The sequence below is a fragment of the Vibrio sp. Hal054 genome, assembly GCF_037162405.1.
GTDB classification, from domain to species: Bacteria; Pseudomonadota; Gammaproteobacteria; order Enterobacterales; family Vibrionaceae; genus Vibrio; species Vibrio diazotrophicus.
Genome location: NZ_JARLUT010000002.1, coordinates 196,013 through 220,743, shown reverse-complemented (window position 1 = coordinate 220,743; position 24,731 = coordinate 196,013). Strand labels below are relative to the sequence as shown.

Annotated in this window: 20 protein-coding genes; 9 read left to right on the top strand and 11 right to left on the bottom strand. The window is 43.8% G+C overall.

The features are described 5' to 3' along the window. Nucleotides 1-23: 23 nt before the first annotated feature. From P4S58_RS16975 to P4S58_RS16965, 3 genes are all read right to left on the bottom strand, one after another. Nucleotides 24-1,193 (bottom strand): glycoside hydrolase family 88 protein, encoded by a 1,170-nt coding sequence (locus tag P4S58_RS16975; protein ID WP_337164845.1) that lies wholly within the window; start codon nt 1,191-1,193, stop codon nt 24-26. A gap of 39 nt (nt 1,194-1,232) precedes the next feature. Next, complete coding sequence (gene galT, locus P4S58_RS16970; protein WP_337164843.1) at nt 1,233-2,282, bottom strand: galactose-1-phosphate uridylyltransferase; 1,050 nt, start codon at nt 2,280-2,282, stop codon at nt 1,233-1,235. A gap of 64 nt (nt 2,283-2,346) precedes the next feature. Next, on the bottom strand, nt 2,347-3,984 hold the full coding sequence (locus P4S58_RS16965; protein ID WP_337164841.1) for a SulP family inorganic anion transporter: 1,638 nt from the start codon (nt 3,982-3,984) through the stop codon (nt 2,347-2,349). Between the two features lie 707 nt (nt 3,985-4,691). On the opposite strand from P4S58_RS16965, the gene P4S58_RS16960 reads away from it, so the two are divergent. The 3 genes from P4S58_RS16960 (at nt 4,692) to P4S58_RS16950 (ending at nt 8,858) form a co-directional block, all read left to right on the top strand. Beyond that, nucleotides 4,692-5,663 carry a porin gene (locus P4S58_RS16960; RefSeq protein WP_337164839.1) on the top strand — a complete coding sequence of 324 codons (972 nt, stop codon included), beginning with the start codon at nt 4,692-4,694 and terminating at the stop codon, nt 5,661-5,663. 188 nt (nt 5,664-5,851) lie between these two features. After that, the gene (locus tag P4S58_RS16955; RefSeq protein WP_337164838.1) at nt 5,852-6,805 is read left to right on the top strand and encodes a ketopantoate reductase family protein; all 954 of its coding nucleotides are present in this window, start codon (nt 5,852-5,854) and stop codon (nt 6,803-6,805) included. Nucleotides 6,806-7,199: 394 nt separating this feature from the next. After that, nucleotides 7,200-8,858: a putative transporter gene (locus P4S58_RS16950; RefSeq protein WP_337164837.1), complete on the top strand. Its 1,659-nt coding sequence runs from the start codon at nt 7,200-7,202 to the stop codon at nt 8,856-8,858. Nucleotides 8,859-8,920: 62 nt separating this feature from the next. Here the strand turns inward: P4S58_RS16950 and P4S58_RS16945 are convergent, their stop codons facing one another. The 4 genes from P4S58_RS16945 to P4S58_RS16930 form a co-directional block, all read right to left on the bottom strand. Then, nucleotides 8,921-9,673, bottom strand: a complete 753-nt coding sequence (locus P4S58_RS16945; protein WP_269350155.1) for an amino acid ABC transporter ATP-binding protein — start codon at nt 9,671-9,673, stop codon at nt 8,921-8,923. Continuing rightward, nucleotides 9,666-10,610 carry an amino acid ABC transporter permease gene (locus P4S58_RS16940; RefSeq protein WP_337165815.1) on the bottom strand — a complete coding sequence of 315 codons (945 nt, stop codon included), beginning with the start codon at nt 10,608-10,610 and terminating at the stop codon, nt 9,666-9,668. The genes P4S58_RS16945 and P4S58_RS16940 overlap by 8 nt, the downstream gene beginning before the upstream one ends. 77 nt (nt 10,611-10,687) lie before the next feature. Further along, nucleotides 10,688-11,494: a transporter substrate-binding domain-containing protein gene (locus tag P4S58_RS16935; RefSeq protein ID WP_102953545.1), complete on the bottom strand. Its 807-nt coding sequence runs from the start codon at nt 11,492-11,494 to the stop codon at nt 10,688-10,690. A gap of 181 nt (nt 11,495-11,675) precedes the next feature. Beyond that, a complete protein-coding gene (locus tag P4S58_RS16930) occupies nt 11,676-12,908 on the bottom strand; it encodes a trans-sulfuration enzyme family protein (RefSeq protein ID WP_337164835.1) in 1,233 nt (410 codons plus the stop codon). A 223-nt stretch (nt 12,909-13,131) separates the two neighbouring features. On the opposite strand from P4S58_RS16930, the gene P4S58_RS16925 reads away from it, so the two are divergent. Further along, nucleotides 13,132-13,602 carry an Lrp/AsnC family transcriptional regulator gene (locus tag P4S58_RS16925; protein ID WP_337164833.1) on the top strand — a complete coding sequence of 157 codons (471 nt, stop codon included), beginning with the start codon at nt 13,132-13,134 and terminating at the stop codon, nt 13,600-13,602. Nucleotides 13,603-13,688: 86 nt separating this feature from the next. Here P4S58_RS16925 and speB read toward each other — a convergent pair whose 3' ends face one another. Beyond that, entirely contained in the window at nt 13,689-14,615 is a 927-nt protein-coding gene (gene speB, locus P4S58_RS16920; RefSeq protein ID WP_102953546.1) for an agmatinase, read from the bottom strand. After that, nucleotides 14,616-16,526 carry an arginine decarboxylase gene (gene speA / locus P4S58_RS16915; RefSeq protein ID WP_102964543.1) on the bottom strand — a complete coding sequence of 637 codons (1,911 nt, stop codon included), beginning with the start codon at nt 16,524-16,526 and terminating at the stop codon, nt 14,616-14,618. It lies immediately after the preceding gene. A 491-nt stretch (nt 16,527-17,017) separates the two neighbouring features. On the opposite strand from speA, the gene proV reads away from it, so the two are divergent. The 5 genes from proV to P4S58_RS16890 all read left to right on the top strand — a co-directional run bounded on the left by proV (nt 17,018) and on the right by P4S58_RS16890 (nt 22,529). Further along, nucleotides 17,018-18,205: a glycine betaine/L-proline ABC transporter ATP-binding protein ProV gene (gene proV / locus P4S58_RS16910; RefSeq protein ID WP_337164830.1), complete on the top strand. Its 1,188-nt coding sequence runs from the start codon at nt 17,018-17,020 to the stop codon at nt 18,203-18,205. 2 nt (nt 18,206-18,207) lie between these two features. Then, nucleotides 18,208-19,326 (top strand): glycine betaine/L-proline ABC transporter permease ProW, encoded by a 1,119-nt coding sequence (gene proW, locus P4S58_RS16905; protein WP_042480954.1) that lies wholly within the window; start codon nt 18,208-18,210, stop codon nt 19,324-19,326. Continuing rightward, on the top strand, nt 19,323-20,330 hold the full coding sequence (gene proX / locus P4S58_RS16900) for a glycine betaine/L-proline ABC transporter substrate-binding protein ProX (protein ID WP_042480957.1): 1,008 nt from the start codon (nt 19,323-19,325) through the stop codon (nt 20,328-20,330). Before proW ends, proX begins: the two co-directional genes overlap by 4 nt. 98 nt (nt 20,331-20,428) lie before the next feature. Continuing rightward, on the top strand, nt 20,429-20,911 hold the full coding sequence (locus tag P4S58_RS16895) for a MarR family winged helix-turn-helix transcriptional regulator (RefSeq protein ID WP_337164826.1): 483 nt from the start codon (nt 20,429-20,431) through the stop codon (nt 20,909-20,911). A gap of 268 nt (nt 20,912-21,179) precedes the next feature. Next, nucleotides 21,180-22,529 (top strand): magnesium transporter, encoded by a 1,350-nt coding sequence (locus P4S58_RS16890; RefSeq protein ID WP_102965843.1) that lies wholly within the window; start codon nt 21,180-21,182, stop codon nt 22,527-22,529. A gap of 103 nt (nt 22,530-22,632) precedes the next feature. Here P4S58_RS16890 and P4S58_RS16885 read toward each other — a convergent pair whose 3' ends face one another. Both P4S58_RS16885 and P4S58_RS16880 read right to left on the bottom strand, forming a co-directional pair. After that, nucleotides 22,633-24,063, bottom strand: coding sequence for a PepSY-associated TM helix domain-containing protein (locus tag P4S58_RS16885; RefSeq protein ID WP_337164823.1), 1,431 nt, complete (start codon nt 24,061-24,063; stop codon nt 22,633-22,635). Between the two features lie 266 nt (nt 24,064-24,329). Beyond that, nucleotides 24,330-24,716 (bottom strand): cytochrome b562, encoded by a 387-nt coding sequence (locus P4S58_RS16880; protein WP_102953552.1) that lies wholly within the window; start codon nt 24,714-24,716, stop codon nt 24,330-24,332. Between the last annotated feature and the right edge of the window lie 15 nt (nt 24,717-24,731).

The window sequence follows — 24,731 nt, the reverse complement described above, 5'->3', positions numbered from 1 at the left end:
AAAGGTAAAGACAATCAGAGGGCTTACCAGAAGAAGTTCTGATATCCGTTCGCACGCATTAACGCTTCTAAGTAGTAGTAGTCACCATAAGGAAGCATGTTGTCGCATAGACCCACTTTGACAAAAGATGCCCCATGAGCCAGCAGACCAAGCGCACTTTCATCATGAGTTAGGTCACACTGCTTCATCAGTCCTTGAAGCAGGTACAATCCCCAGTCTCGATACATTTTTGCTTCTTGTTCGTCTTCAATACATTGAGCGATAAGCAGTAAACCGGCTGCAGTAATGGCTCCAGCAGAGCTGTCTTTGTATTGAATTTCATGATTTGGAAGCAGGTAATCCCACACGGGTACACCATCATCGGTAATATGATCAGTTGCGTACTTAGCCAGTTTCTTTGCCAGCGTTAAAAACTGCTCATCTTTTGTATACAAGTATGTCTGAGCAAAACCATGAATAGCCCAAGACTGACCACGCGCCCAGCAAGAGTCATCCGCATAGCCTTGGAACGTTTCACCTTTCAAAGGTTGCTGAGTAATGGGATCGAAGTTGAAAGAGTGATAGGTAGAGAAATCATCTCGGACAATATTTTTCGCTAGCGTCTCGCTGTGACGCTTTGCCGCATTTGCATAAACAGGTGATCCTGTAATTTCAGAAGCCCAGAATAGCAATGCTGTATTTTGTAAAGAGTCGATAATTGACTTGCCCAGCGTCACTTCAGGGCCGAGTGGATGGGTATCATTCCATGCCACGATATAGCCACCAATTTTTCTGAAGCGGTGAATCAAATGATCAGCGGCCCTCAACGCCATCATTTTCGATTCTTCATCTTCAGTAAGTTTGTAATCTGCAACACAGCTAAGACTGTATTGAAAGCCTAAGTCATGATCGAGCCAGAACGGATCTAGAAGCATATTGGCAAAGTAGTTCTTACGCAGTTTTGCACTGTTCTTGAATATATCTTGCCCTGTCATTTGGTAACTCAGCCATAATTCGCCAGTCCAGAATGACGAAACCCAATCGAATTGATCGCAGTAGTCCCACTGATGAGTTGCCGTACCTATCTTAGGGTTGCGCTCACCAATTTTAGCGATATTGCGACGAATCGATTCCACAACAGTTGGTAAATGATTAACGACACTTTGCTCGTCCAACGCTGATGGCAATGGACGTAGAAATACTTTCTCGGTCATAGTGAATACTCTTTATAGATTAAAATTAATAACTTAAATTTATTTTTCTCGGTAATGAACATTACTTACAGCGCGGAGTTTTTCTGCTGCTTGCTCTGGCGTTAAATCTCTCTGAGACTCAGCAAACATCTCATAACCCACCATGAATTTTCTTACCGTCGCGCTACGTAAAAGAGGAGGTAAAAATGAAGCATGCACTTGCCAATGGTCGCTGTTGTCTCCCAAGGAGAAAGGCGCACCATGCCAACCCATGCAGTAAGGGAAAGAACACTGGAACAAATTGTCATAACGGGTAGTGATCTCTTTAAGAGCTATAGACAAATCGGCTTGCTGCTCTTCAGAGAGATCAGTGATGCGACTTACTTTTGTTTTTGGCAGAACAAGTGTTTCAAAAGGCCAGCCTGCCCAATAAGGCACCACCACCGCCCAATGTTCTGTCTCTACGACAACTCGTTCTTTATGCATCAGTTCGCGCTGAACATAGTCATGCAGTAACGGCGAACCATGTTTGTCAAAATAGTCCCTTTGGTGATGGTCTTTTTTACTCACCATGGTAGGAATGAAACTGTTTGCCCAAATCTGTCCATGCGGATGAGGCTGGGAACATCCCATGGTTTCACCTTTGTTCTCAAAAATCTGAACCCACGGATAACGCTTACTTAAGCTGTTCGTTTCTTTAATCCAGGTTGCAATTACTTGCTCGATTTCAGTGTGTGAAAGCTCGGCCAATGTGCGACTGTGATCTGGAGAAAAACAGATAACCCGGCTTTCTCCTTTTGCACTTTGAAGCTTAAATAACGGATCATCCGTCGAATCCTTTTCCGGCGTGTCACCTGTTAACGCAGCAAAATCGTTTTTAAATACAAACGTACCCGTATAGTTTGGATTCACATCTCCACTAATTCGCTCATTACCTGCACATAAAAAGCATGACTTGTCATAACGGGTTGAAACCTCTGTTGCCGGCATTTCTTGTTGCCCACTCCAAGGTCGCTTCGCTCGATGTGGAGAAACCAACACCCATTCCCCCAACAAAGGGTTGTAACGGCGATGGGGATGTTCAATTTCATCAAACTGGGTTGCTTTCATAGTGACTCAATATCCTTCTATCCAATGTAAAATTCGCAACTTTCCACTTCTCGAATGCAGACTATCAATGCACATCTATACGCCACCCCGCCAAAAGCGGCGTTAGGCGTTCAGAGAAATGGGTTTCTTTGAAAACGGAAGAACCATGGAGCAATGCTTGTTTAGCGTTCGCTTTAAAGTGGCAGAAATAGATTTCTCGATTTCCTTGTGTGGAGAGTTCAGCCAGCATTTGCACACCAAGGTGGTCAATAAAGTTGATCCCTTTTCCTAAAATGATGAGTCGCTGCGCCTTGATCGAATCCAGCTCTCTATGCAGGTGTTCAACACAACCGAAGTAAATAGAACCATTGATTCTGACGATCTGCGTGTCCGAAAAACTTACTTCATCAATATCCAGCTCAGTTGGGGTTACCTTGTCGACCAATGGCCGAGAGGTTCTTCTCAGATAAAAAAACATCGACATCATGATGCCCACGTAAATAGACAGCTCTAGGTGCAAGACGATTGCAGCAAAAAAAGTAGTCATTAGAACTGCGGACTCTTTCTTATCTTGTTGAATGATCGAACGTATGTAGGGAATATCAACGAGGTTATAGGCAACAACTAATAAGATGCCTCCCATACCAGCGAGCGGAATATAGCTGACATACTCAGCCATCACTGGTATCAGCAATAACAGAATTAACCCCGCAAAGACTGCTGCTAAGGGAGTTCTGGCTCCGCTACTAAAATTCACGCCGCTACGGGTAAAAGAACCTGAAGACATATAGCAAGAGAAGAATGCCCCCACTAGGTTTGAAATACCCTGCCCGATGAACTCTTGATTGCTGTCTATACGTTGTTTTGATTTCAACGCCACTGCACGACCAATTGAGATGGCTTCAACCAGACCTAATAATGCAACCGCTAGAATCCCACCGGACAGTTCTCCGATAATTGCTGAATCGAGTTCTGGTGCTGACAGCTGGAGCGTTGAGCTTTGAATTTGGTCTACGTAATCGATGTGAATACCAATTTGAGTAAGCAAAAGAGCCAAAAGCACAGACGCCAACATCGCGACTAACATATTTGGAATGGCAGGCAATAATCGCTTCGCTACAATACAGCTTGCGATGGTGATCAGAGCGATAAGTAATGAGAAAACCTGAACTTGGTTAAGGTGCAGTATTACCAACCACAGGTTTTCAATCGCAGTATTTGCCGAAGAGTAGTCTAAACCGAGTACATGTCTCAATTGGCTAACGGTAATCACAACCGCGGCTCCGGCTGTAAATCCGATCACAACCGAATGAGAAACAAAATTGACTACGGCTCCTATTCTCATCACGCCCATCAAAAGCTGTACTATGCCAGCGCAGAAGGTCAGAGTAAGGCATAGCTGAATATAGAATGGCGTCCCTGTATCAGCAAACTGGCTGATAGTACTGAAGACAATGACGGACAAAGCGGCGGTTGGCCCAGAAATCAAATGGTTTGAAGAACCAAATAGAGCCGCCAGAATGGCGGGAATGATTGCAGTATATAAACCATATTCAGGAGGAAGGCCGGCAATCATTGCATACGCTACACCTTGAGGCATAACGATCACAGCGCCCGTTAGTCCCGCTAATAAATCCGCTTTTACAACGTCCATTTTTACTTGCGGCAACCAAGCAATAAAAGGGAAACAACGAACTAAAACTGTTAGAAACCGACCGCTCATAATATCTCTTACATTTAGAATTCAACTATTTTAAAAATGCGAATCACCACACAAAAACAGTCAAAACCAGAATAGAAAACAAACAAAATCACTTATTTAATAAAAGCTATTATAGTCAACAAACCACCTTGTTCAATTCAATTTGAAATTGCGTTTCAAATAATAACACACAAGTATTACAATTTGCGATCCAGATAAAATTTAACTCAAGAAAAATATAAAACCCTATCTACTTATTTGGCCAACCTCAGACGTAAAGAACTTCACCCTCCGTACAAAACCTATGTGACCGTCCTTCTCAATTACAAAACAACGTAAGGAATATCAGTACTTAGCTGCCATATAAACCAATCTTCTCAAATGTAAACAAGCACCCAAGAGCTATCGCGAGGCACATCTCAAAATAAATAGCCATGTAAATTAAATTAATGAATACGTTAAATAATATCGAATAAATAAATTTATTAATTGCATTGAAACTTGTTACTTAACAACAAACAGTAATATCGCAATGATTATGAAGTAGATCGTAAAAAATATTTCAAAAATAAATTTTCAATATATTTAAAAGTTGTTTTGTATAAGATTCCCCTGTCGATTTGATTAATAAAAATATATTGCTCACTAGCAAATAAATTAGGTTGTTAAGCAAATTAATACACTCGATTACGTTCTTGAGTAATCAATATAAAAATATGGAGTAAAATATGAACATCAAACCATTAGCAGCAGTGGTATCTCTTTTAGCAGCAGGTTCTGTAGCGGCAGGCGAAATCTACGCTACTGACACAAATACTGTTGAACTTTCAGGTTGGGCTAAAGCAGTTGGTCTATATGTTGATGCTGACTCAGCTGAAAAACAAGAGCACGTCTTTACAGATGCAAGCCTAAGCATTAAAGGCACACACTTCCTTAACGAAGATGCAAAAGTAATTGGCTCGTTTGCTCTAAACACTGACGATACTAGCGTAAAAGACAAAAAAGCTTCATTTGGTGACATCAAACTTGAGTTTGACCATGTAACATTCGGTAACCTATCTCTAGGTGACACTGGTAACTCATTCGGTGTGGTAGAAAAAGCAAAATCTGGCGAAGGTTCTAACCTTGCATTCGTTAGTCAAGGTGGCGTTAATGGTCAAGGTATCCGTTATAAGAAAACGGTTATCGAAAAACTAGAGCTTTCTGCAAACTACGAAACCGACAGCGATTCTAGCAACGAATCTAACTACGCTCTTTCTGCTAACTACAAAGCAGACAACTTCTCTGCGGCTGTTGCGTTTGGTTCTGACGGTGAAGATGCTGATTCACTAGGCCTAGCAGCGGACGTTAAATTTGGTGATCTAAAACTAGGTGCAACTTACATCACGTTTGAAAATGCAACAACATTGAAAGCAAATGACAGCGTTGAACTAAAACTAGACGTTCCTAACGAGGGTGACACTTACGCGTTCGCGGCGACATACACTATCGATACTATCCGCATCTACGGTTCAGTGCAGTACGCTGAAGGCGATTACCAAGGTAAAGCATTTGAAGCACAAACAGCATACCTAGGTCTAGGTTACGACGTAACTAAAGAGTTCAAAACTGACTTCGTTGTTCAAAACGGCGAGATCGAAAAAGATGGCGTTAAAGAAGACGGCAGCGCAGTTAAATTTGTAGCTAAATACTCGTTCTAATTACGAGAACTTTATCTACTGACTTTTCTTATTAATTCCGCATTTTGCGAAAGCCACATCAAGGTTGATGTGGCTTTTTTTATTTTTGTAGCTCTCACTGAATATCCCTGTTCACTTAACTCTGGTGATTACTTTCTTAAGCGTTTAATCTGTTTTTGCTTATAAATGTGTACGTAAGGAGAGCTCTCTTGAAATTAGCAATGATCGGTGCAGGTGGTATTGGTTGCTACTATGCGGCAAAGCTAGTTAATGCAGGACACGATGTTGTTTTTGTTGCCAGAGGTAAACATTTAAAAGCGTTACAGCAACAAGGTCTTGAGATAACACATCCAGATTTTTTCTTTTCGGCCCCCGTTTCGGCTACCGATATTCAAGGGCTTTGTGATGATTACAACGGCAATGATTTTGATTTGCTAATTCTTGCATCAAAAGGCAGCACAACCAGCTCAATGATGGATCAAATGAAGCCATGGCTTGATGCGTGCGATACTCCTGTTTTGTCCATTCAAAACGGCGTGATGAATGAAGGCATTATCGCCAATACGGTTGGATTAAAACGCACCATTGGCGGACTGGCAATACGAATCGGAGCCCATGCTCTGGAACCCGGAAAGATAGAAGCGACAGGCAAGGCACAAATCGATTTCGGCGCGTGGCCATCAGAATCTGCAAACCCACACCTGAAAGATTTCCTTTGCGAACTTGGCTCAGTTTTCGACTCTGCAGATATTCCAAATCAGCTTTATGAAGATGTAAGTTATGCGTTGTGGCGTAAACTGCTCATAAACAACGCGATAAACCCAATTACCGCTTTAACAATGAAAGATACTCAAACCGTCACAAAAGACCCAGTATTGAAACAAGCCGTTTATAAGATCATGCAAGAAACAGCAAGAGCGGCAAAGTGTGCGAATGTGAATATGACTGAAGATGATGTAGCAGAGATGTTTAGTCTTATCTGTGAGTTTGATGCTATCAAAACATCCATGTTGGTCGACCGAGAAAAAGGACGCCCAATGGAGATCCAAGAGATCTGCGGCCCGGTAATAGACTACTGTCGGCAAGCTGGTGACCCAGCAACTACCACAGAATTAATTTGCCATCTGTTACAGCATGCCAGTGATCAAATGATCGAAGCCTAAAACTGCTTTTTCTGCATATCCCAAACTCATCTAATTGGAATATGCAGTGAAATATTATGTTACATTCAGGCTCTCAGCGTTTACTTTACTTGCATTTAGGAAACGCTTTTTACCCTTATTTAACATATGTTTATTGGCTAAATCTATTTCCTGCTAAACAGCACACTTTTGTATAACTAGAGTTAACAATCTAAATCTATTGCAGTATTACTAATAGCATAGTTAGGGCAATAAAGTGACGTTGAACTGCTCAAGATACCTCGCACATTCAACGCCTATATCTGAACCCTCCAGCCGTAGACATAACCACGTTTTAGTTCTTACGCCTACCCCTGCCTGATGTTCAACAACGATTGCCCGTCAACCGTTTTTGTAATTGTTCAGGAGACTTACTATGAGTGATATCGCACTCTCTATCAGTATCCTTGCTCTGGTAGCGGTGTTAGGTCTGTGGATAGGGAACTGGCGACTCTATGGCGTTGGTTTAGGGATCGGCGGAGTGCTGTTTGGCGGCATTTTCGTTGGTCACTTTACTGGAGCATGGGGCGTTGAGCTCAACTACCACACCTTACACTTTATCCAAGAGTTTGGATTAATCTTATTCGTTTATACGATTGGTATTCAGGTTGGACCCGGCTTCTTCTCGTCACTGAGAAGTTCAGGCTTAAAACTCAACGGCTTTGCCGCATTGATTGTGTTGTTAGGGTGTCTGGTTACTGTCGCTCTCTACTACCTGTTTGATGTCCCTCTTCCTGTTATTCTTGGTGTCTTTTCTGGTGCGGTGACTAACACCCCTTCTCTTGGTGCGGGTCAACAGATCCTGACGGAACTCGGGGGTCAGGAAAACCTACTTGATATGACGGGTATGGGCTATGCCATTGCCTACCCGTTTGGTATCTGCGGGATATTGCTCACTATGTGGTTGATTAGACTTATCTTCCGCGTCAATGTGAACCAAGAAGCCGATGAGTTTGAAATCAAAAATGGTCACAAGAAATCAAGTTTACACACCATGAATATCTCTGTTAAAAACCCCAACTTAAACGGATTGTTTTTGAAAGATATTCCAGCACTTAGTGACGGTAACATTGTGTGCTCACGCCTAAAACGCAATGAACAGTTATTGGTACCAAAACCGGATTCTCGTGTTGAAGTCAATGACCTGCTCCACCTTGTCGGCGACAAGAACGCTTTGGAAAAAGCGCGTCTCGTGATTGGCGAAGAGGTTGATGTATCGCTCTCTACCAGAGGAACAGAACTGCGAGTGCAACGTTTGGTTGTTACCAATGAAGTGGTTCTGGGTAAAAAGCTCAGAGACTTAGATCTAAAAGAGAAATATGACGTTGTTGTCTCACGCCTTAACCGTGCAGGTGTTGAGTTGATCCCCACCAGCAACTCTACCCTTCAGTTTGGTGACATTTTGAACTTAGTCGGACGTCAGGAAGCCATTGAAGCGGTTAGCGGCATGGTCGGCAATGCTCACCAAAAGTTGCAACAGGTACAAATGCTGCCTGTGTTTGTCGGTATTGGTCTCGGAGTGTTGCTCGGTTCAATTCCTTTTTACCTACCGGGTTTCCCCGCTGCAATCAAACTCGGACTGGCTGGCGGCCCACTGATCGTTGCACTCATTCTTGCCAGAATAGGCAGTATCGGCAAAATGTACTGGTTTATGCCACCCAGTGCCAACTTAGCGCTACGGGAAATTGGTATCGTACTGTTCTTGGCTGTGGTAGGTCTTAAATCTGGTGGTAACTTTATTGAAACGCTGGTGCAAGGCGATGGACTTAGCTGGATGAGATATGGTGTCGCTATAACAGCAATTCCGCTGATTACGGTTGGCATATTGGCAAGAGTGCTTGGTCATATCAACTATCTCACCATTTGCGGCATGTTGGCTGGTTCAATGACTGATCCACCAGCGCTCGCATTTGCCAATGCCCTACATGAATCAAGTGGTGCATCAGCATTAGCTTATGCCACTGTGTATCCGCTGGTGATGTGTCTACGGATACTGTCACCACAGATACTCGCGCTGATACTTTGGGCAATGTAACCCGCAAATAAGAAAAAAACCGAGCTTTAAAGCTCGGTTTTGATTTAATCGCATCGCTATTATTACAGAACTTTCGCCAAGAACTGCTGCAAACGAGGATGGCTTGGATTATCAAACACGGCTTGCGGGCTGTCATCAACCAACAATTTACCATCTTCCATAAACAACACGCGGTCTGCGACTTCACGGGCAAAGCCCATTTCGTGAGTCACGATAACCATGGTCATCCCTTCTTTTGCCAGACCTTTAATAACGTCTAGTACTTCCCCAACCATCTCAGGGTCAAGGGCTGATGTTGGTTCATCAAACAACATCAAGTCTGGGTTCATTGCTAAAGCGCGGGCAATCGCTACACGTTGCTGCTGGCCACCGGATAAGTGCGTTGGGTAGTTGTTCATGCGATCTTCAAGGCCGACACGTTTTATCAACACTTTCGCGGCACCTTCCACCTCATGTTTAGGGCGCTTCGCCACTTTCATGGGTGCAATCATTACGTTTTCCAACGCAGTCATATGCGGGAATAAGTTGAAGCTTTGGAACACCATTCCCACGTTCTGACGCAATACGTTAATGTCCGTACTTTTTGCGTACATATCGAAACCATCAACGATGATAGTTCCTGAGCTGATCTCTTCTAACTGGTTCAGAGTACGTAAAAACGTCGATTTACCTGAACCTGAAGGGCCAATGATAACCACGACTTCACCACGTTTTACCGTGGTTGATACCGATTTTAAAGCGTGGCAACCGTTAGGATAGAACTTGTCGACATTGCTGGCGTAAACCATATCTTCGCCGTTGTATTCACTAGTCACTGGCTGATAACCTCTTCTCTAAACGTTGAATTGCCCAAGACAGAGTCCCGGTTACTAGTAAGTAAAGTGCTGCGACGGTAAACCACACTTCAAAAGGTGCAAAGCTGCCACTGACCACTTCACGACCTGCTTTAGTTAAGTCCGTAATTGAGATAACAGAAACCAGCGATGAGTCTTTGATTAGGTTAATAAACTGACCAGCCAGAGGTGGTAACGTGCGTTTTAAGGCTTGTGGAAGAATGATGTAGCGCATCGCTTTTGGATAAGTCATACCCAATGAACGCGCTGCTTCCATTTGCCCTGTCGGAATAGCCTGAATACCTGCGCGTACGATTTCGGCAACATAAGCACCTGTAAATACTGATAGCGCGACAACACCGGCAGTAAAACGATCGAAATCGAGTACGGTTCCGATAAAGAAATAAACGATGAAGATTTGAACCAGAAGTGGCGTACCACGTATCAGTTCAACATAGGTTAGAGATAAGTTTCTCGCCGCCTGATTTTTGGACACCCTCATTAGGCCAAACACAAGGCCAAGCAAAACCGCAAAAATGAGGGAGATAAAGGAAATTTCAACCGTCACCCATAAACCATGAGCAATCGGGCCAAACTTCCATTCATTCAGTTGTGCAACGGCATCGCCTTGGAAAACCAAATCACCGTTTCCAACCAAAAGTGTTGTGTAATGATCAATGATCTGTGGTTGGCTAGCATCGTCGAATTCAATCGCTAACTGACCCGCTTTAACCACCGCTGTACCATCTCCGTTTGCACGAAGTTGTTGCATCTCGGTGTTAACAACGTACGGCCAGAGACGATCCCAATGCCAGTTATAGTTAATACTCTTCCCAGAGAAATAGACCGCGCCAATAAGCATGGCCATAATTAGGACGTAAATTCCGTGTCCTATCCACTTTGAGGATTTTGACTGCATCACTCAGATTCTCTTTATTCTTTTTAATGAACTGGGCAACGTTACGCTGCCCAGTTGACTACAGCTTAAGACGTTAATTATTGAACGTCTTTCAACCAGTCGTCAGATTTAAACCACTTGTCGTACATACGATCATAAGTACCGTCGCCTTTGATTTGACGTAAGTAGTTATTCAAGAAATTTAGGAAGTTCGGGTCATCTTGACGAATCGCCCAACCTAGAGGTTCGTAAGTGAACGGTTCTGCTAAATGCGCAACTTTGCCTTTGTTTTGAGCAGCGTAGATCGCGTTGTATGGGAAGTCATAAACGAAAGCGTCTGCTTTACCGTTAACAACCTGCAGAACGGCGTCTACTTCAGTGTCGTAAAGGTCAACTTTTGCATTGAAAAGGTGTTTCTTCGCAGCTTCAACACCAGTAGTGCCAAGCTTTGTTGAGACTGTGTATTTAGGATCATTCAAATCAGTGTAGCTTTTAATTTTACCTTCAAGCGCTGGAGAGAAGATTATAGATTGACCGATAACAATGTACGGGTCAGCAAAGTTAACTTTCAAGTTACGCTCAGGAGTGATAGTCATACCACCCATGATGATGTCACACTTGTTGGTTTGAAGTGCAGGGATAATACCATCCCATGCGGTGTTTACAGGTGTGAACTTAACACCCATAGAGCGAGCCATGTGCTTACCTAAATCGATATCAAAACCAATGAAACGGCCATCTTTGGTTTTCATTTCGAAAGGCATGTAGCCCGCGTCGAAACAAACTTTTAATTCACCTGAGCTAAGAACACCTTCTAGGTCAGACTCCGCCATTGCTTGATTAGCACCAAGCAGAGAGCAGGCAAAAACAAGTCCAGCAGCTGAAGATTTAATAAATTTTTTCATAATATCCCTTATAAAAAATTTTGTTATTTTTCTGTTCGTCCAATGACAAATACGATGTTGTATTGAATATCACGCAAACGCGTACTGACATCAAAAACCACCAGATAATGCAACACAATCTAATAACATTTCAATAACTATCCGAATTTAAAACCAATAAAATGCTATAAAAATTCAGCTTTCATCTAAGAAGATGACTTAAGTCCCGAATCAAATCAGTTGGTGACTCAAGACCAACTGAGAGCCTGACCACGCCTTTGCCAGCTTCCCTAGAAAACTTCGCTTTTTGTTCCGGACTAAATCGATAAGTCGACTTGTCCAAATCATCGGTTTTTAACACCACTGCTAAACTGCGTTGATGTCCTATGGAATAAGCGTAATAAAACATCCTCGACTCATGTGCAAACCGTTGCTCAATCAGTTCGATATCCTCTACTTGGAATGCAATAATGCCGCCAAAAAATGTCATTTGCTGCTTAGCCAGCGAAAATTGTTGATGAGACGCCAAGCCGGGATATAAAACCCTTAGCACCTTGGGGTGGTTTTCTAACCACTCAGCAATGGTTTGAGCCGATTCACAAAGGGTTTTCATACGTGGATAAATCGTCTCCATACCCCGCATAATTAGCCATGCGCTCTGCGCACTTAAAGATGCACCAAAATAGACGCCAGCAACGCTTCTAAGCTTGCTAATCAAGGCTTTTGAGCCCAGCACGCATCCGCCAAGCACATCTCCATGCCCGTTAATAAACTTGGTTAAAGAGTGAATCACCAAATCTGCCCCAAGTGCAAGTGGTCGGGTAATAACCGGGGTTGAAAAGGTAGAATCAGCACTGAGCAAAATGCCACTGTTTTTAAGCAGCAAAGAGACCTCTTGAATATTGGTTAGTCTTAATAACGGGTTGCATGGCGTCTCTATATGCACCAACTTAGTGCTAGGTCGTAGTGCATTTTGCACGCTTTTGATGCACGAAGTATCCACTGCCGTGACTTCTATTCCATACTGGGGCAATACTTGGGTTGCAAACTCATACACAGCGGCATAGCAGACATCGCTGATTACTAGGTGATCCCCTACTTTGAGTAAAGACATAAATACCGCAGTGATTGCGGCCATTCCGCTTGCTGTCGCGAGTCCATCTTCAGCCTGTTCTAAAATAGCCAAGCGCTGTTCGAGTAAGCGCACCGTTGGGTTTGTCCAACCGGCATAGAGAAACGGAGAGTCGGAGATATCTTCCATGCCTTGTGCTGAAAATGCGCCTTCATTCGGCAGAAAGCTGTGATTGACCGACATCACAATGTTCGGAGCAATGGCATTGGTATGAGGGTCTGGTCGAATAGCCGCATGCACCGCAAGTGTTTCAGGAGCGAAGGTTTCAGGGTTTAACCCTGTATCAAAATCATCATTAAGCATTTTTTAATCCAGTCATAGCCATTAGGCCAGCCATAATCATTAAACTAGCCAAAGTTACGAGCTAAAAACCATTTGAGGTTGATAGCCGTTTTTCTTTCTAAACCGTACGAATGGAGTAATTGTGGATTCCAATTGGTAAGTAAAATCCGCTATTCTTGGCACCACATGGAAGATTTACCGCATTTAGACGCCAATAATGCGGAATAACCGCAAGAGGAAAACCATGAGTGAAACCACTCTGGATAATTTCGATAAGAAAATACTGGAACTGATGCAAAGCAACTGCCGTATGGCGAGTGAAATCATTGCCGAACAAGTGGGTCTGTCCGCTTCTGCCGTGCAAAGACGCATAAAACGTTTGAGGGATGAAGGGGCGATTAGAGCCGAAGTAGCGGTCATCAAACCCGAATTTTCCACTCACCCAATGACCTTTATTGCCGGAATAGAAATCGACAGAGACAACTACACCGTTCTCAATAAGTTCAAACGCTGGGCAGAGACTCAACCTTCGATACAACAGGTATTTTACGTTACTGGTAATGTCGATTTGATGGTGGTGATGACGGCTGAAAATGCCAAAGGCTACGATGGATTTATTGAACACATCATGGAACAGTTCCCGCAAATTCGCCGTGTAATGACTAACGTGGTACTAGATACTCCAAAGCAAAGCCTGTATCTGCCTGTTGAATAATTATCCCGTGAGTTACGCGCATAAAAAAGCCGAGAAGATTTCTCCTCTCGGCTTTCAATTTGGTGATTTAACCTGCAGTAAACGACTTATTCACGCTCAGGGTTTGAAGCCCAAACGTAAAGCAGTTCTAGAGCAATTGTCGCACCGGCAAGTGACGTTAAATCACTTTGGTCGTACGGCGGAGAAACCTCTACCACGTCCATACCAATTAGGTTAATACCTTTCAGTGCACGAATAATTTTCAGAATCTTATCTGAAGTTAAACCGCCACATACTGGTGTACCTGTACCCGGTGCAAATGCTGGATCTAAACAGTCAATATCAAACGTTAGGTACACTGGCTTGTCGCCAACGATTTCACGAATTTGCTCAACGATTTCGTCCGCAGACATATCGTTCGCTTGCATCGCGTTGATTACGTTGAAGCCGTGACCTTCCTGTTTGTACTCAGTACGAATACCCACTTGCACAGAATGACGAGGAGAGATCAAACCCTCTTTCGGCGCATGATAGAACATAGTGCCGTGGTCATACGCGCTGCCGTTTGCATAAGTATCAGTGTGCGCGTCAAAATGAATCAGCGCCATTTCACCGTAGTGTTTCGCGTAAGCACGAAGGATTGGCAGAGTGATGAAGTGGTCACCGCCCAATGCCAATACTGTCTTACCACTCTTTAGAATCTCACTGGTTGCCGCTTCTAGGCGGTAAGTGAAATCTTCTGCGTCACCACAATCAAACACCAAATCACCCGCATCTACTAACTTGATGCGTTTGAACAGGTTGAAATCCCATGGGAATTTTTTGCCTTCCCAAGCTAGGTTAACTGAGGCACGACGAATCGCGTCTGGTCCCATACGAGCACCTGGTCGACCTGAAGTCGCCATATCCAAAGGCACCCCTAACACCACAACATCAGCATCCGACTCTAGCGGATCTCTCTGGTACGGCTGGCGAAGGAACGTCATTGCATTTGAATACAATGAATAATCCGTTTTAGTAAACAAATCATTCATTTAAAAATCCTCCAAGTAGGTATAACCATTTAAACCATGCTCTAATTCTGCTAACACGTCTTGCTGTTCGTTTTCAGCCACACGCTGAGAAACCAACTGACGGTAGTTAGCTCTAATTGCGTCTACGTCGATATGCACGTAACGCATCATATCTTCAACCGTGTCACCTTCATTGATGAAAGTGATTTCAGATTCGCCTTCGTCTGTGATGTTCACAACTGCGCTGTGTGTATCACCAAACAGGTTATGCATATCACCAAGGATCTCTTGGTATGCACCCACTAAGAAAAAGCCCATCAAGTAAGAGGTATCTTTTGACCAAGCAGGAACCGGTAACGTTGTTTCAATACCCTGACCTTCAACGTATTGCTCAACCGCACCGTCTGAGTCACAAGTAATATCCAACATCACTGCGCGGCGATCTTCCACATTCTGCAAGTTAGACAGAGGCAGAACTGGGAACACCTGATCGATACCCCATGCATCTGGTAACGATTGGAACAATGAGAAGTTGACGAAGAACTTGTCCGCCAAACGCTCTTGCAACTGATCTAAAATCGGACGGTGAAAGCGGTTTTTCGCACTCATTTTCATGCGTAGTTCATGATAAATACGTAGCGATAACTGCTCTACCCATGCACGATGTTGCAGGTTGATTACGCCAGTTGAGAACAACATGTGTGCTTCATTCAAATCACTTTGCGTATCGTTAAAAATTTCGATCAATGCACGAGCATCGGTATCATCGTTCAACGTTTGCCAACTACGCCACATGTTTTGTAACAAGGTCGGTGCATCCGCTTCTGGCTCAACAATCGCTTCAGGAGTGTAACCTTCTGTACCAATTACGTTAGTGATCAGCACTGCGTGATGCGCCGTCACCGAACGACCAGATTCCGAAATAATGGTCGGCTTCGGTTGATTGTATAAGTTACATACGTCGCCAACAGTGCTAACTATGTTACGAGCATATTCAACCAGACCGTAGTTCATTGAGTTTGACGACTGGCTACGCGTGCCATCGTAGTCGACAGCCAAACCGCCACCTACGTCAAAGTACTGAATGTCTGCACCCAGCTCACGAAGTTCACAGTAGAAACGAGCTGACTCGTTTACACCGTTACGCACGTCGCGAATGTTCGCCATTTGCGAACCTAAGTGGAAATGCACAAGTTGTAGCGCATCAAGCTGATCTTCTGCTTTCAAACGGTCAATAACAGACAACACTTGAGCCGCAGCCAAACCGAACTTCGATTTTTCACCACCGCTTGATTGCCATTTACCCGCACCTTGTGATGCAAGACGAATACGAATACCTAAGCGAGGTTTAACGCCTAAGCTTTTTGCTTCTTTCAGCACTAAATCAAGCTCAGAAAGCTTCTCTAGTACGATAAATACTTTGTGACCGAGCTTCTCGCCGATCAGCGCAAGACGCATGTACTCACGGTCTTTATAACCATTACACACGATGACAGAACTTGCTTGTTGCGCCATTGCAAGTACTGCTAATAATTCTGGCTTACTGCCCGCTTCTAAACCCAGTTGCTTTGTTTCTAGCTGAGCTTGGCTCGCTAGGATTTCATCAACAACTTCACGCTGTTGGTTAACCTTGATTGGGTAAACCAGCAGGTATTTGTTCGGGTAATCGTATTCATCAATCGCCTGATTAAATGCGTCACAAATGTTGTGAACACGTTGATGCAGGATTTGAGGAAAACGAACAAGCACCGGTAAATTCAAACCGCGTGTTTCTAGCTGACTCACAATTGAACTCAATTGCGTTTGATATTGGCCATCTTTCCTTGGTGACACATAGACTTCACCATGGTTATCTATTCCGAAGAAACCTTGGCTCCAATAATGAACGTTATAATCAGCACGTACGCGATCTAATTTAGATGATTGTTCCACATTTAATCTCACACACTAAGAGAGAATGAAGTGGCTTCAAGAGCCACACCTGACACCCTAAATGTCACGCGCTTTATCGGACAAAACAGGGGGTGTGTCTAATCATAATAATTTGTCGTTAAGACAAACTTTTATTGTTTCGGCACACCTGATAAAGGGTAGTAAAAAAAACGCAAAAATGTTGTTTCAAAAAAACGTTCATTTCTATCACTCCATCCGAAAAAATTCGTTTAAACGGTTCATAAAATTTCCATTCTTTGTTGTTCTCATCTGCTGAAATTTCAAAATTTAATTTCCACACAAAACATTCCTACTCAAATTAATTTAAAATTTTTATGATTGAAAATATTCTTTATATTTCAATATTATAGTGATTATTTTCTCCTGTAGCACACCAGTAACGCCTTGTAATATTATAAAATATTAATTAGTGTACTAATAATTATTTTGATATTTCACGTCAAAACCGTACAGCAACAAGGATGAAAAACATGTCTACCATGCTGGAGGTCAAAAACCTCTATAAAGTATTTGGCGAAACTCCGAGTGAAGCTTTCCCCCTGATAGAGAAAGGGTTAAGTAAAGATGAGATTTTTGAACAAACGGGACTCACCGTAGGTGTCAAAGATGTCTCTCTCACGGTTAACGAAGGCGAAATCTTCGTCATAATGGGTTTGTCAGGTTCAGGAAAATCAACATTAGTTCGATTGCTTAACCGCTTGATCGAGCCAACAAAGGGCAACGTTCTGATAAAAGGTAAGGACATTGCCCATATCTCAGAGCAGGAACTGAGATTAGTTCGTCGTCAAAACATCTCTATGGTTTTCCAAAACTTCGCATTGATGCCTCATATGACTGTGTTGGAAAACGCATCATTTGGGCTTGAGCTTGCTGGTATTGATGAAGCAACCAGACATAAGAGTGCAAGAGAAGCGTTAGAACGTGTTGGGCTAGATGCCTATTGCGAATCTTTTCCAGATGAATTATCAGGTGGTATGAAGCAACGCGTTGGTCTTGCACGTGCACTGACGAATGACCCTGACATACTCTTGATGGATGAAGCCTTTTCAGCACTTGACCCACTGATTCGAGCTGAAATGCAGGATGAGTTGATTCGTCTACAAAACGACGACAAGCGAACCATTGTTTTTATCTCCCATGATTTAGACGAAGCAATGCGTATCGGCGACCGTATTGCCATCATGCAAGACGGTGTGGTGGTTCAGGTAGGGACGCCCGACGAGATTCTACATAACCCTGCCAATGATTATGTCAGTTCGTTTTTCCGTGGCGTAAATGTGGCATCGGTATTCAGTGCGAAAGACATCGCACGCAAAAAACCTGCTGCTGTGTTTAAAAAACACGACAACGATGGTCCCGCAGCCGCACTGCAACTGCTCATGGATCACGACCGTGACTTTGGCATCGTCGTTGACCGAACCAACAAATTCAGCGGCATTGTTTCCATTCACAGTTTGAATGAAGCGAAGAAAGAAAAACGTTCGCTAAGCAGTGCCCTGCTTTCTGACACCATCACTATTCATCCTGACGTTTCCGTTGGCGATCTCATCAGTCAAGTGGCAGAAGTACCCTATGCGGTACCCGTCGTCGACGACCAAGGACAGTATTTTGGTGTTATTACCAAATCTCGCTTACTTCAAACTTTAGACAGGGAATAAACATGGCTACAGAAAATGTTTCTAGCGCACCGGAAACAGCCGACCCGTGGGGAGCCGCTACACAGTCAGCAACCGATGCAGCGAACAATGATCCTTGGTCAACGGCTACAAATGCATCCACTTCAGGCAGTGATTGGCTTAATTCCGCGCAGGTGCAACCTGAGTCATTTGACTGGATGCATCCATTTAAAGACGCCATTATCCCATTTGATCACTGGGTTGAAACTGCACTTAATTGGCTTGTTACACATGGACGCCCGTTATTTCAAGCAGTCAGAGTACCCATAGATTTTATTTTGAGTTCATTCGAAGGTGCGCTGGTTACTACTCCAGCGCCGATCATGCTGCTCATTCTATTTTTATTGGCATGGCAGTTTGCAGGTCCTCGCTTAGGTATTAGCTCATTTTTATCACTGCTCGTCATCGGCTTTATTGGTGCGTGGGATGAAGCTATGGTCACGCTGGCCTTGGTAATGACGTCCGTCTTTTTCTGTCTGCTGATTGGGTTGCCAATGGGTATTTGGCTTGCCAGAAGTAATACAGCCGCCAAAGTCGTACGGCCAATTTTAGACGCGATGCAAACCACACCCGCATTCGTCTATCTAGTACCGATTGTGATGCTATTTGGTATCGGTAACGTACCGGGCGTCGTCGTGACAATTATCTTCGCCCTGCCCCCTATTGTTCGTTTAACCATATTGGGTATCCAACAAGTGCCTGAAGAATTAATTGAAGCAGGACACGCTTTTGGTGCAAGCCCCAAGCAGATGCTTTATCGCATCCAGTTACCATTAGCAATGCCAACCATTATGGCGGGTATCAACCAGACACTGATGTTGTCGCTTTCTATGGTGGTGATTGCTTCGATGATCGCTGTCGGCGGGCTGGGACAAATGGTACTACGCGGTATCGGTCGCTTAGATATGGGACTGGCTGCGGTAGGTGGCTTAGGCATTGTGATACTCGCCATTCTGCTCGATCGAATCACGCAAAAAGTGGGTAACGAGAGCCATGATACAAAAACTCGTTGGTATCAAAAAGGCCCTGCGTCTTTTGTATACCGCATTAAGCAGAAACTCACACATACCGAAGGAAACAAAAAACTAGGAGAACAGAAATGAAATTAACATGGAAGACTTTGTTAACCAGCAGTATTGCAATGAGTTCAATTATGAGCGCATCCGCATACGCGGCGTCATTACCTGGTGAAGGTATTTCAGTCCAACCAGTACAGTCGACAGTAGCGGAAGAAACGTTCCAAACCTTAATCGTTAACAAAGCCATGGAAGCGCTCGGATACGAAGTTAAGCCGACCAAAGAAGTGGACTACAACGTTGGTTACACCTCTATTGCGGAAGGTGATGCGACTTACTTAGCCGTTAACTGGGCACCGCTACATGATGACAAATTTAAAGCTTCCGGCGGTTACGACAAGTTCTATCGTAAAGGTGAATATATCTCAGGTGCTGCTCAAGGTTATCTGATTGATAAGAAAACCGCTGAAAAATACAACATCACCAATATTGAACAACTGAAAGATCCAAAAATTGCCAAGCTGTTTGATGCCAATGATGATGGAAAAGCAGACCTAACAGGCTGTAACCCAGGCTGGGGCTGTGAAAGTGTTATTGAACACCAACTTGATGCTTTTGGCCTAAGAGACACCATCACGCATAACCAAGGTAACTACGCCGCAATCATTGCTGATACCATCTCGCGCTATAAAAAAGGTGATTCCATTTTGTATTACACATGGACGCCATACTGGGTAAGTGGCGTATTGGTTCCGGGTAAAGATGTAGTATGGCTAGAAGTACCTTACTCTTCACTTCCTGGTAATCGTGCAAACGTTGATACCGCCTTACCAAATGGTAAAAACTATGGCTTCGAAATGAACTCAATGAAGATCGTTGCAAACAAGAAATTTGCTGAAGAGAACCCAGCAGCAGCGAAATTGTTTGAAATCATGAAGCTGAACATCAACGACGTCAGTGCTGAAAACATGATGATGAGTCAAGGTCATAACTCAGCGAAAGACATCGAAGCACATGCGAATGGTTGGATCAAAGCGAACCAAAAAACGTTCGATTCATGGATTGAGACAGCTAAAAAAGCCGCGATGTAATGAAGCGCTATAAAAATAGAGTTAACTGATTCTATTCGTCTGTGGGGTTGCTGTCATTCAGTAACCCCCTTTTCTAAAACACGGCTTAGGAGGTTTACTTGAGTACCCACGATGAAGTGTTGATATCGATAAGGCAAATTGTTCGCGCAATAGATCTGCATTCAAAGCAATTGAATAAGAATTTTGGCTTAACCAGTCCTCAATTACTGTTGATGCGGACTATTCAAACATCGCCGAAAATGACGCTCCGTCAGCTCTCGAATAACAGCAACATGAGCCAAGCAACAGCGACCAGTATCCTTGATCGACTGGAAAAACGAGGCTTTATCAAGAGAGAGCGCGACACAAAAGACAAACGTAAAGTACATGCGGTTATCACAGCCGAAGGTGAACAAGTTTTAGAACAAGCGCCACAGTTACTACAAGATAATTTCATTGAGCAATTTCAAGCATTAGATCAATGGGAGCAAACGCAGATTCTATCGTCTCTCCAACGGGTTTCTCGCATGATGAACACTCCGGATATTTCACCCGAAGATTTGATACTTGCCATTGATCCTGAGGGTATCCATTTTTCTTAACACTGCGGAAATAGGAACTGCTTGCTCGCTTTTTGTAACATATTCACCTTTAAGCCCATTTTTTAAGCACTTACAGAAAAATATATACCGAACGCCCCTCGAAAATAGCCATGCATTTAAAAAGAATTATGGTAAGTTAACCACGCTAGGAGCATGGCGCTATATTCATACATATCTATAAATACAAAAGCCCACCCTAACAATACGTTGCCAACTTTACCTCGGCATCAATAATATATTTACAACCTTGGCTAATCGGAGTTACACGTTGAGCGAATATCAAGACTTAGCACAACACATTGAAATGCTGGCGAAAGCAGATGATGACCAGCAGCAAATTAGCCTTCTAAATGAACTGGTCGAAAACGTTCTGGATTCAGGCTCCATCGCGCTTATTCTCGAAGCATTCCCCGTTGAGCAGCGTGTTCGAATGTGGCGTAGTCTGCCACTGGAAATGCACATTGATGTACTGACAGAAATGCGTGCAGATGTACGTGTTTCCGTTATTAAAAGCCTTTCTGAGACAGAGCTAAAACTAACACTAGCAAAGCTGGATAACTTATCTCTTATCGAATGGGAAGACTCACTTCCTGACGATATTGTTACCGAAGCTCTGCGTTTAATCAGTCGCGACGAACTTGAACTCTATGACCAAGCAAACGAGTTTGGTGATGATGAGATCGGTCACTGGGCGGACAGAAAAGTCTACACCCTGCCCTTTAGCATTACCGTTGCCCGTGCAAAAATGCTGTTAGATAAATACCACTATGAGTCGCCACAGTATATTTTTCTGATCAACAAAAAGAAGAAGTTCATTGGTATCGTCACCTATACCGACATTCTACTTGCTGACAGCGCAGAAAGAATAAAGACTCTCGTGCTGGAAGATACCTCAGTGATCAATGCACACTTAACGCTTGCCGAAGGTGTAGAAGCTCTAGAGCACGCAACACAATCTCTTGTGCCAGTGGTTAATGATGACGGCACTTTAGTGGGGATAATCGACTGGCAGTTTGCACTTGGCACTCAGCGTGAGATTTACGAAGCCCGTTTGATGGCGGGTACGGGTATGGACGAAGGCGACGACCTTTTCGCCCCTATTCTGCGAAGCTCGAAACGACGCGGCGTTTGGTTAGGCATTAACTTAATAACTGCGATATTAGCTTCAATCACTATTGGTATGTTTGAAGATGTTATCTCTGAAGTGGTTGCACTGGCCGTACTGATGCCGATTGTCGCGTCTATGGGTGGTATTGCTGGAAGCCAGACACTGACACTTATGGTTCGCGCTATGGCGCTCAATCAGATCACCGTTGGTAACCGTCTCGCCTTACTCAAAAATGAAGTAGGAATCGGCTCAATCAACGGCTTACTCTGGGCGCTAATAATCGGTGCAATTGCAGCGTTATGGTTCCAGTCACCTCTGATTGGCGGCACAATTGCTCTGGCGATTGTGGTGAACATAGTCACGGCGGCTTTTTTCGGCGTAATTATTCCAATTATCCTCGACAAGTTTGAACTAGACCCTGCACTGGCAGGCTCAGTGATATTAACCACAGTCACTGACGTGGTTGGCTTCTTTGCTTTCTTAGGCACCGCAAGCCTTGTGATGCTGTAATTTCATCACTGCACAAATGCAAAAAAGGTCAGAACACTCTGACCTTTTTTTATTCACCCATTTTCCGCTGAGTATTTTAACTTAGGAGCAAAGCTAGTTCACTTTAACGCAAAGCTAAACGCAGCTTTTCTACCCTGCTGAACAACAGCCAGTCCAACATCAATGTGATAACGATAGTGATGCCACCCAAAGGGAAAAGGACGGCCAGTAATATCAGCGTAACCAAACCTGTCTTCCAAATACCTGAAGTAGCAAACCGAGGCGGCACGCCTAAAGCTGAGCCACCTGACGGCCTGCGAATCCACCACATCACAATACCTGTCAGGGCAATAGCGATAAACGCCAGACAAAAGAACACGTTTAATCCTTTGTTTAAGCGACTTAAATCGCCTTGGTGCAATGACACGCCAGCGGCCATCGCTTTGGCGTAAAGAGTGTAATCAGCCCAAGTGACATCCACCAGCAAGTTGCCTGTGTATTGGTCAAAGTGAGAAGTGCGATCGTTTCGCGGGTCTGTGATATCGCCAGCCATAGTATTAGCGGCAACCGTGTACACCCCTTTCTCTCCATTGGGAAAATAAACACGGTATTGAGTAAAGCCGAGCTGTTCTGCTTTCGCGACAATCTTATCCACACTGATAGAGCCGTGAGCCATTTCAGGCATCTCCATGTTCATTGCAGAGTGATCATGGGCGGCCGTAGACTCTGGCATTGGTGCTTGCTCAAGGTTCCAAGGCATCTCTTCTTCAGCGCCATGATTAAGGCTGGCGTGAGTCAATGTCGACTGTGGTTTTTCTCCCCACGTGTAGTAAGTCGGGAAGGTGTTCCACGCCTGAACTAAGGTTTTACCCCAGATACCCGTCCATGAAAGTCCCGATATGAGGAAGAACAGCAGCACAATAGAGAGCACTCCGCCAAGGTTTGCGTGCAAGTCACGGATAAACACTCTCGTGCCATGAGTCATTCTCAGCTTGAGAAATCCGGCTTTAGAGGCGTTGTCACGTGGCCACCACAAGTACAAGCCTGTCACTAGCAGAAGCAAGCCCAAGCTGGCTGCAACTTCAATTAAATAGTCCCCTAAGTCACCCATCAATAAGGTGGCATGAATTTCATTGGCCAACGAATACCAGCTTTCGCTTCTATCAATAGTGCCAAGAACTTGTCCAGAATATGGATCTACCATTGCGAAAAGATTGATTCCATCCGGCGTGCGGACTGAAACCTTATTCGCCAGATCATCAGCCTGCGAGGGAATAAACTGAGTAACAACATAATCTGGGTAACGCTGCTGCACCGCTGCAACTTGTGCCGATACCGCCAATTCATGATGTTGTGGGGTTACGACTAATAAATCGTGATAGCGGGCTTGTTCAACTTCGTCATCGAACAACATCACTAAGCCTGTCAGAGACAAAATCAGAATAAATGGGATAACAAAAAGACTAGCGTAAAAATGCCAGCGCCAAGTCATAAAATAGAGTGATTTTGCCCGCGAAACCGATTTGGGCTGAGGAGGTGTTGAGTTTCTCAACATGAGCTTTCCTTTTTGTGTAACGCACCCAGATAGAGTGCCTGAAGAGTGACTTTTTAATGATTATTAGAATGATTCTTTTATGGGCGCGTACTATACCAGCCACAGTCAGAAATAACATCGATAATACATATCATTTACAAAACAGCTTCTTGTATAGCGTCTTCAATACGCTTCTTTCACACGACTTCTTGAACACAAAAAAGGTAGCCGTATGGCTACCTTTGATATTCTCATTTGATGCTGTTGAGCATAATAATTTGGGGCTTTTAACCGAACAAACGCTGCCAAATACTTGGATTACGTTTGTCATGGTACTCCTCACGAAGACCATCGATTTGTTTCAATGACTCTTTTGCCGCCTCAAACTGACCTGCTTGCAGTTCAGTTTCAATCTTCTCTAGAGTAACCGTTAGCTTGTTGAAACCTTCAAGATAGATGTCTTTTTTCTCAGGTGGATAATCCCCCTGCTTCGCTTGCTCTACTAGTTGATTTAAGTCGATGATTGGTTGCTGCATCTCTTCAATCGTCTGAGCCTGCGCAGCTTGTTTGAATGTTTGTTTCATCTGCTTCATTGTCGCTTTAAGGTCAAAATCAGCAGCAAACAGTTGAGTTGACAGCAACAACCCTAGGCCAATGGTTAATAGTTTTTTCATTTACTTTCTCTTCCG